10 protein-coding genes are annotated in these 7,246 nt (G+C 47.7%); all 10 read right to left on the reverse strand.

Annotated elements, in window-relative coordinates; genetic code table 11:
• Positions 1-29: 29 nt before the first annotated feature.
• A complete protein-coding gene (locus tag QUA47_RS29520; protein ID WP_333433422.1) occupies positions 30-428 on the reverse strand; it encodes an SDR family NAD(P)-dependent oxidoreductase in 399 nt (132 codons plus the stop codon).
• A 201-nt stretch (positions 429-629) separates the two neighbouring features.
• On the reverse strand, positions 630-1,205 hold the full coding sequence (locus tag QUA47_RS29525) for a TMEM175 family protein (protein WP_333433423.1): 576 nt from the start codon (positions 1,203-1,205) through the stop codon (positions 630-632).
• 86 nt (positions 1,206-1,291) lie between these two features.
• Complete coding sequence (locus QUA47_RS29530; protein WP_333433424.1) at positions 1,292-1,585, reverse strand: hypothetical protein; 294 nt, start codon at positions 1,583-1,585, stop codon at positions 1,292-1,294.
• Entirely contained in the window at positions 1,585-2,091 is a 507-nt protein-coding gene (locus QUA47_RS29535; RefSeq protein WP_333433425.1) for a peptidoglycan-binding domain-containing protein, read from the reverse strand. Before QUA47_RS29535 ends, QUA47_RS29530 begins: the two co-directional genes overlap by 1 nt.
• A gap of 326 nt (positions 2,092-2,417) precedes the next feature.
• The gene (locus QUA47_RS29540) at positions 2,418-2,921 is read right to left on the reverse strand and encodes an SgcJ/EcaC family oxidoreductase (RefSeq protein ID WP_333433426.1); all 504 of its coding nucleotides are present in this window, start codon (positions 2,919-2,921) and stop codon (positions 2,418-2,420) included.
• Positions 2,922-3,251: 330 nt separating this feature from the next.
• Positions 3,252-3,623 carry a hypothetical protein gene (locus tag QUA47_RS29545; RefSeq protein ID WP_333433427.1) on the reverse strand — a complete coding sequence of 124 codons (372 nt, stop codon included), beginning with the start codon at positions 3,621-3,623 and terminating at the stop codon, positions 3,252-3,254.
• Positions 3,601-5,157: a GMC family oxidoreductase N-terminal domain-containing protein gene (locus QUA47_RS29550; RefSeq protein WP_333433428.1), complete on the reverse strand. Its 1,557-nt coding sequence runs from the start codon at positions 5,155-5,157 to the stop codon at positions 3,601-3,603. Before QUA47_RS29550 ends, QUA47_RS29545 begins: the two co-directional genes overlap by 23 nt.
• Before the next feature lie 73 nt (positions 5,158-5,230).
• Entirely contained in the window at positions 5,231-5,563 is a 333-nt protein-coding gene (locus QUA47_RS29555) for a hypothetical protein (RefSeq protein WP_333433429.1), read from the reverse strand.
• Positions 5,564-5,746: 183 nt separating this feature from the next.
• A complete protein-coding gene (locus QUA47_RS29560; RefSeq protein WP_333433430.1) occupies positions 5,747-6,847 on the reverse strand; it encodes an NADH:flavin oxidoreductase in 1,101 nt (366 codons plus the stop codon).
• Positions 6,848-7,047: 200 nt separating this feature from the next.
• Entirely contained in the window at positions 7,048-7,167 is a 120-nt protein-coding gene (locus tag QUA47_RS31130; protein ID WP_445302557.1) for an AraC family transcriptional regulator, read from the reverse strand.
• Between the last annotated feature and the right edge of the window lie 79 nt (positions 7,168-7,246).

Raw genomic sequence — 7,246 nt, forward strand, 5'->3', positions numbered from 1 at the left:
GGCAGGTTTTTTTTCATAATTGCTATATTCTACTTTCCAGGATCACACTTGTCAATACCCACCACCTGAATCCTTACCCCTCGTGCATTGACCGACAGGATCTTGTCAAAATCCTCGATCGATTGTTCATGCAACGGTGTCACAACAAGATCGATGCCAGCATTGTTAAAGGCACAATCCAGTTTGCCGTAGATTGTTATCGCTTTGGGCACCAATTTTCGGACATCCACCTCACTCGATACATCTGATTTCACGAACAAGCATTCCGCCCCAGTCTCGCGAATCAAATCAGCAGTTTCTTCACCTTCTACACCGCGTATGTCCGAGAAGACAACGTTTGCTCCAGCAGCACCGAAGGCGATCGCTGTTGCTCGACCAATTCCCAATGCGCCTCCTGTAACTAACGCCACTTTATCTTGCAGTATCATTCTGTTTCTCCTGTTTCAATCTTTGTGGCTAGATTCCCCGCCCCTGGGGGCGTAAAATGCCAGGATGATTGAGTACATCCATAAGCGGCATAACGTTGCTGCTCACCGGACGCAGATCGCCTTTGTCTGTGACCAACAACTTATATTCGTTTTGGTGCAGAGGGCTTGTTAGCTAGTTTTTTTTGCATCGAACATGGAACTTTATGAGTTCAACGCCTTTTCAATACGACGATCGGGAATGAGCCACAGAACTGCAACCAGAACGTATAATGCACATGCAAGCCAAGGGATTACAAAAGCAAGTGGAATTGTAACTGCATAAATCAATACCGATGACTTGCCTTTAAAATTTCGACCAAGAGCATTTGCAAGTGTGGAATCTTGACCGTGGTGAGAAACAAGTGTGCGGGTCAGAGTGAAGTAGGCGATCGCAGCCAATAATAGAACCACACCATAAAGCGCCACAGGCAACGCAGCAAAGTGATTTTCACCCATCCATGCGGTGACAAAGGGAACTAATGATAACCAGAACAACAAATGTAGGTTTGCCCACAAAGTTGAACCATTCACTTGTCGGACTGCCTGAAACAGGTGATGGTGATTGTTCCAGTAGATACCAATATGTACGAAACTCAACACATAGCTTAGAAAGGTTGGAATCAACTGACGTAGTGCAGCTAAATCTGACTCATGAGGTGTTTTTAACTCCAGTACCATAATGGTGATAATAATAGCAATTACCCCATCACTGAATGCCTCTAACCTACCTTTAACCATTTTTGGATATGCTCCTTGTTTGCTTACCGCGTTGTATAACTGCCGTTTGTAAAAATGGTTGTCCGTTACTCCGTACTGGTTTACTTCTAAGGACTGGTAAACGGCTTACATTGAATCGCCTTCACATTTCGCAGATAGTTCAACTCTGGCTCGAAGTTAGTGGGACAGAAGACATAAACATTGTCCTGAGATCGGCTAATGACTAAATGGTAGCTGGGTGGAATCTCTTCAGAACTTTCGATCACTTCGATTCTGGGAACCACTTGTGAACTGACTTGAGCCAGGGATGGAAAATTGAACAGTAGAAGTACGCCGAACAGAATTGTGATTGCGATTGTGGTTGTAGTTGTGATTTTGGTTGAAAGAATCTTTCGGTTCATTAGAAATCTCCTGTGGCTTGTGGTTGTGTAATGTTCTGTTGTTTCCAGGGAAGCGGCGATCGATAGGGGTTTTCGTGCATATCCAGAACTTCCCAGGTGGTTGGATTGACTTGCCCTGTAACTGGGATTCTGTATCGTCCCTGGAGATCGCGTACCGCAGACGCTGTGACCGCACCAAAGATGCCATCGACGATCGCCCCTCTTGGATTGCCTAACCTCACACCTGCGGCTCCTAAAAAGCCATTGTCTTGAAGAATGCGCTGTAACAATTGCACGTCTCTGCCGCGATCGCCTTGGTGCAAGGTAGGTAAGGTTAAATCAGTGTAGGCAGTGGCGATCAGAATGGGGGATGTTTGTTGTGGAGGAATGCTGTGTGCGATTTGCGCTAGCTCTTTCAGAGCCGCTCCGCTGACGCAGCAGCGCTTCGCTATCGCGGGATAAGTGAATGAACCTCCGAGCAATCCTGTTGCGATCGTTAGTACTCCGAAAATGAGTTGAGGTTTCATGATTGTCCTGCTGATGGAGATTGGTTTTATTTCGCATCAATCTGCGTCGGAGTGATTACTCCACTCGCTTTGAGACCTGCAACGAGGTCGGTCACCTGACGGGGTGACAAGCAAGTTGAAAGACATATTAGGTAAGGGTTTGAAGTGATCTGCCTCAAAAAAGATATCTGCTACGATCACGACTTTTTCGGGGGTAGATAACGGGAAATAAGGAGCAGCGGCGATCACTACAATCATAATTGTCAATAAGCAAGTTATAATCGCTGATATCTTTTTGGAGGTTCAGGAGCCTAAACGCTTTGCCCATAAAGGTTTCAGCCACGTTGTCACCCCCTCAGGTCGGTCACTTGACGTTGAGCCTCTTCACTCAGCGAGTCAAACTCGTCCAAGAAGAATTGCCGTTCTAGCGTCAACTTCCGGGCATTGAGTAGCCCTTCAATCCGCCAATCTTGATCGCGTTTCATCACGACGAATAGCTGCATCGAATCTCGTGACTGTGAAGTTTTGGGTTGTCCGGGCAGCATTACCCTGACAACTCCGTTCATGAGAGCAAGTTGAGGATTAAGGAAGTGGACGAAATTAACCTCACCCTCTAGGCGTGTTTCTTTGACAACTGTGTCGAAAGCTTGCTGATTAAATGCAGCGATCGCTTTTCGACCCTGGATATGGGTTCCCTCGAAGGCGATGAAATCGGCAGTTTCGCTGAACGGAGCAGCGAAGTCTTCACCGCTGCCTCGATTCCAAGCATCAATCATCTGGTGATGGAAAGCACGGATTGCGGATTTGTCAGCAGGATTGGTGAGTTGATTTTGAGTTGTTTGTGAATTCATAAGCGCCTCATTTTGGGATTTCTTATCTAATTGTTTTGGCAGTTTAGGAACACAACAGCACGAAGATGCACTGCTGCGTTCGATCGCTATGAACTTACTGGAGCAGCAAGCGTTGCCGGCTAATTCCGTTTGTTTGATCTGAAGTATAGACAGTACCAATGCTTGATTGCTTTCAGATTCCTACGATGATTGGTCAAATTCTGATCGGTTAGCGCCCTTGTTTGGGGGATAAGCGATTGTCTGTTGTTCATCTCAACCATCAGCTAGTCGCGCCCTGCCGGAATCATCTTTTCTGCCAAGCCGACCGGGTTGGAAAACATCACTTCATGACTACCGGACCATTTGCACGAACCGAAATAGCCCCAAGCGCCTAGACATTCTGGGATGCCAACCCCAATCGCCTTGAGGAAGGACATTATCTTCTGTACAGTAGAGGTAGCTTTTGAGGATGGGCAGCGAGTAAAACTGCTTTAGGTCTAACTTGTGAAGCCACGGTTGATACGGTTCAGGCGATAATTGTGCGTAACTGGATCGAGCTAGTTCGAGGTCAGCATCATTGAGAAGCACTTCTCGCCACATCTCAAACGGCATCACCATCGTATGATCGTCCGATTCTCTAGCTAGGGAGTCAAATAACGCTTGATGATGCGGCGGAATACTATCTCTGAGGCTTTCACCATCATTGAGGCAATTTTGTTCCAACTTTTATCAAATCGGCAGCCTTTTCTCCAATCATAATTGCCGATGCATTTGTGTTTCCTGTGATCATAGTTGGCATAATCGATGCATCAACAACTCGTAACCCTTCAATCCCCCGTACCTTGAGTTGAGGATCGACAACCGCCATTTGATCAATACCCATTTTGCACGTCCCAACAGGATGCCATGCCGTACCGCACGTTTGCCGAATATAATCTTCGATTGCTTTGTCGCTATGCACGGAACTCCCTGGAGCAATTTCCTCACCCCGAAACTCATTAAACGCATCGGAGTACACAATTTGACGCAAAATTTTAAGTCCTTCAACCATCAGTTGCATGTCAGATTCTTTCTGAAGATAGTTGACCCGAATCAACGGTGGGTCGAAGGGGGAGGAGGAACGTAGTCTTACACTACCACGACTTTCGGGACGGGTGATGCAAAAGGGAAGGGTGAATGCCGGACCTTCACGTGCATAGGCAGGATCGACATATAAAATCGGAACAATTGTAAATTGCAAATTAGGCGCCGCATCTAAATTATTGTTGGTATGCAGAAATAACCCAGCCTCTCCCCCATTACTACTTGGCGCAAGGAGCACGTCCTGAGTAGACTGGTAGGCAATAACAGCAAGTGGGTGATCTTGAAGATTCTGGCCGACACCCGGCAAATCAAAAACTACAGGAATGCCGGAAGCCCGCAGATGTTCAGCTGGTCCAATTCCAGAAAGCATTAGCAGTTTAGGAGAATCGAAGGCGCCAGCACTCAAAATCACTTCGGAGTTGACCCTAACTTGATACTCCGTTCCGTTTTGAAAATACACTACCCCTACCGCGCGCTTTCCCTCAAAGAGTAAACGAGTCACCAATGCTCCTGTTTGAATAGTCAAGTTGGGGCGATCTTTAATCGGACGCAGAAATGCCACTGCTGTACTTTGGCGCTTGCCATCTTTCACGGTCACTTGGTAAAGTCCTGCACCTTCCTGCTGTACGCCATTAAAGTCGGGATTTTGCTCATAGCCCTGTGCGATCGCGGCTTCCACAAAGCGTTGCGACACTTTTGCAGGAGAGAGTGGATCTGTGATGCTAAGTGGTCCATCAACCCCGTGAAATAACGATGCTCCTCGCTGCTGGTTTTCCGATTTCTTGAAGTAAGGCAAGACATCCTGATAACTCCAACCAATATTACCTAATGCTTGCCAGCTATTGTAGTCACGTTCATTGCCTCGTATATAAATCATGCCATTAATCGAACTGCTGCCGCCCAAGACTTTACCGCGTGAAGATAAAATTTTGCGGTTATTTAAGTAAGGTTCCCCTTCAGTTAAGTATGCCCAGTCCACTTCCGAGCCTAAGAGTGTAGTAGCCCACACTGAGGGAACTTGAAGTTCTGGCTTGGTATCAGGACTACCCGCTTCGAGCAGCAATACTTTAGTATTAGGGTCTTCTGTAAGACGGTTGGCAACAACGCAGCCTGCTGAACCGGCGCCAATCACAATATAATCAAAAGCAGCACTGTGAGGGTATGTAGTTGTCATGATTTCTCCTTTTCAGGTCATTTTTTGTTGAATGACGGCGACATTAGTGGGTTGGCGATCCCAAATTCTGTTGCTAGTCACGTCCTGCCACAATAATCTTTTCTGCTAAACCAACCGGGTTAGAAAACATGACCTCGTGACTACCGGGCATTTGCACGAACCGAAATAGTCCCAAGCGCCTAGACATTCTGGGATGCCAACCCCAATCGCCTTGAGGAAGGACATTATCTTCTGTACAATAGAGGTAGCTTTTGGGGATGGGCAGCGAGTAAAACTGCTTCAGGTCTAACTTGTCAAGCCACGGGTGATACGGTTCAGGCGATAATTGTGCGTAACTCGATCGAGCCAGTTCGAGGTCAGCGTCGTTGATAAACGCTTCTCGCCAAATCTCAAAAGGTAGCATCACCGTATGATCGGCCGATTGTCTCGCTAGCTGATCGGATAACGCTTGAGAGTGCGGTGGGGTGTTATCGTTGAGGCTTTCACCATCATTGAGGATAAAGGCATTGAAGAAGATGAGTCGTCGAATGCGATCGCTAATTTGATTGAAACGATCAGTTGAGAGGATCAGACATTCAAACCAGCGCTTTTAAGTGAGTATTGCTAACGCTGAGGGATTAAAGTTCATGAGATCAGCGGTACGGTTTTGATGTATCTTTACAGCCCATTGCGGATCTTGCAGCAGCGCACGTCCAACTGCAACCAAGTCGAAGTCACCGCGCTCCAGCCGACGCAGCAATTCATCAAGTAACGCAGCCTGTGATGCTTCACCACTAAAAGCTCTGATGAAATCGCCGCTGAGACCGACCGACCCTACGGTAATGGTGGGAACCCCTGTCAACTTCTTCGCCCAGCCCGCAAAGTTTAGCTCAGATTCGTCGAACTCCGGCTCCCAAAAACGGCGTTGTGAGCAATGCAATATATCTGCACCTGCATCCACCAGCGGTTGTAACCACTCCTCCATCTCCGCTGGAGTATTCGCAAGGCGGGCAGTGTAGTCCTGTTGTTTCCATTGCGACAGGCGAAGGATGATCGCAAAGTCAGAACCGACTGCTGCACGGACGGCTTGAATAATCTCGGCAGCGAAACGTCCGCGCTCAGCGAGCGTCACACCTCCAAATCGATCGGTGCGATGGTTCGTGCCCTTCCAGAAAAACTGATCGATCAGATAGCCATGTGCCCCGTGGAGTTCAACAGCATCGAAACCCAGCCGCTTTGCATCCGCCGCTGCACTGGCAAAGGCAGCGATCGTATCGGCGATGTCTGTGTCAGTCATCGTTCTCCCAAACGGCTGGTCAGGACTATTTAGACCCGAAGGACTCTCAAACAGGTCAACGGGTAGATCGTCGCCGTATGGGGATGGCACTGCGCCAACATGCCAGAGCTGCGGGATCATCAATCCTCCGGCAGCGTGGACTGCATCAATGACTTGCTTCCAGCCAGCAAGCTCCTGCTCACCGTGGAAGCGGGGAAGGTTAACACCGTTTAGCGATGCGGGTCGTGCGATACCCGTCCCCTCGGAGATGATCAGCCCGACTTCAGCAGCAGCACGTTTTGCATAGTAATTTGCTACGTCTTTCGTTGGATAGCCATCAGGTGAAAAGCCTCGCGTCATTGGAGCCATCACAATTCGGTTCGGCAGCTTCAATCCCTTAAAGCTAAAGGGTTGGAAAAGCGTGTTAATAGACATGCTAACCTCTTGAGAAATTGTTAATGAGTGAAATATACAAGTGAACGTACCTTTGCTTGCTGTTGGTGTTTTACTTGCTTACTGCGATCGCTTGCCAATCCTGTTGTTGTACGTCTGATGCAAGCTGCATTGGATTCTTGTCTGCTCTAACTTGAGTGTAATGATTGTCAACGCTCAACTTCTTTCAGATTCTTATGGGATTAGCGAACCTGCTTGGAGGTCATTCCAGTGAGGCACTTGAACTGTTGCGTCAGATGGTTTTGACTGGAGAAACCGACTTGTAAGGCAATGTCTATGGTTTGCGAAGCAAGTTCCCCCAGAGGTAAGGATTCAGGTCAGAGGGTATTGACAAGTGTGACATTCTAGGCGGAATATTACAATTATGCAAAAAAACCTCCC

Origin of the sequence: Microcoleus sp. MON2_D5, from assembly GCF_036701905.1 — a bacterium.
Classification (GTDB): Bacteria; Cyanobacteriota; Cyanobacteriia; order Cyanobacteriales; family Microcoleaceae; genus Microcoleus.

Bases quoted from the DNA above. Each gene is read 5' to 3' on its own strand.
- QUA47_RS29520 (WP_333433422.1), bottom strand. From the start codon at position 428: ATGATACTGCAAGATAAAGTGGCGTTAGTTACAGGAGGCGCATTGGGA.
- QUA47_RS29525 (WP_333433423.1), bottom strand. From the start codon at position 1,205: ATGGTTAAAGGTAGGTTAGAGGCATTCAGTGATGGGGTAATTGCTATT.
- QUA47_RS29530 (WP_333433424.1), bottom strand. From the start codon at position 1,585: ATGAACCGAAAGATTCTTTCAACCAAAATCACAACTACAACCACAATC.
- QUA47_RS29535 (WP_333433425.1), bottom strand. From the start codon at position 2,091: ATGAAACCTCAACTCATTTTCGGAGTACTAACGATCGCAACAGGATTG.
- QUA47_RS29540 (WP_333433426.1), bottom strand. From the start codon at position 2,921: ATGAATTCACAAACAACTCAAAATCAACTCACCAATCCTGCTGACAAA.
- QUA47_RS29550 (WP_333433428.1), bottom strand. From the start codon at position 5,157: ATGACAACTACATACCCTCACAGTGCTGCTTTTGATTATATTGTGATT.
- QUA47_RS29560 (WP_333433430.1), bottom strand. From the start codon at position 6,847: ATGTCTATTAACACGCTTTTCCAACCCTTTAGCTTTAAGGGATTGAAG.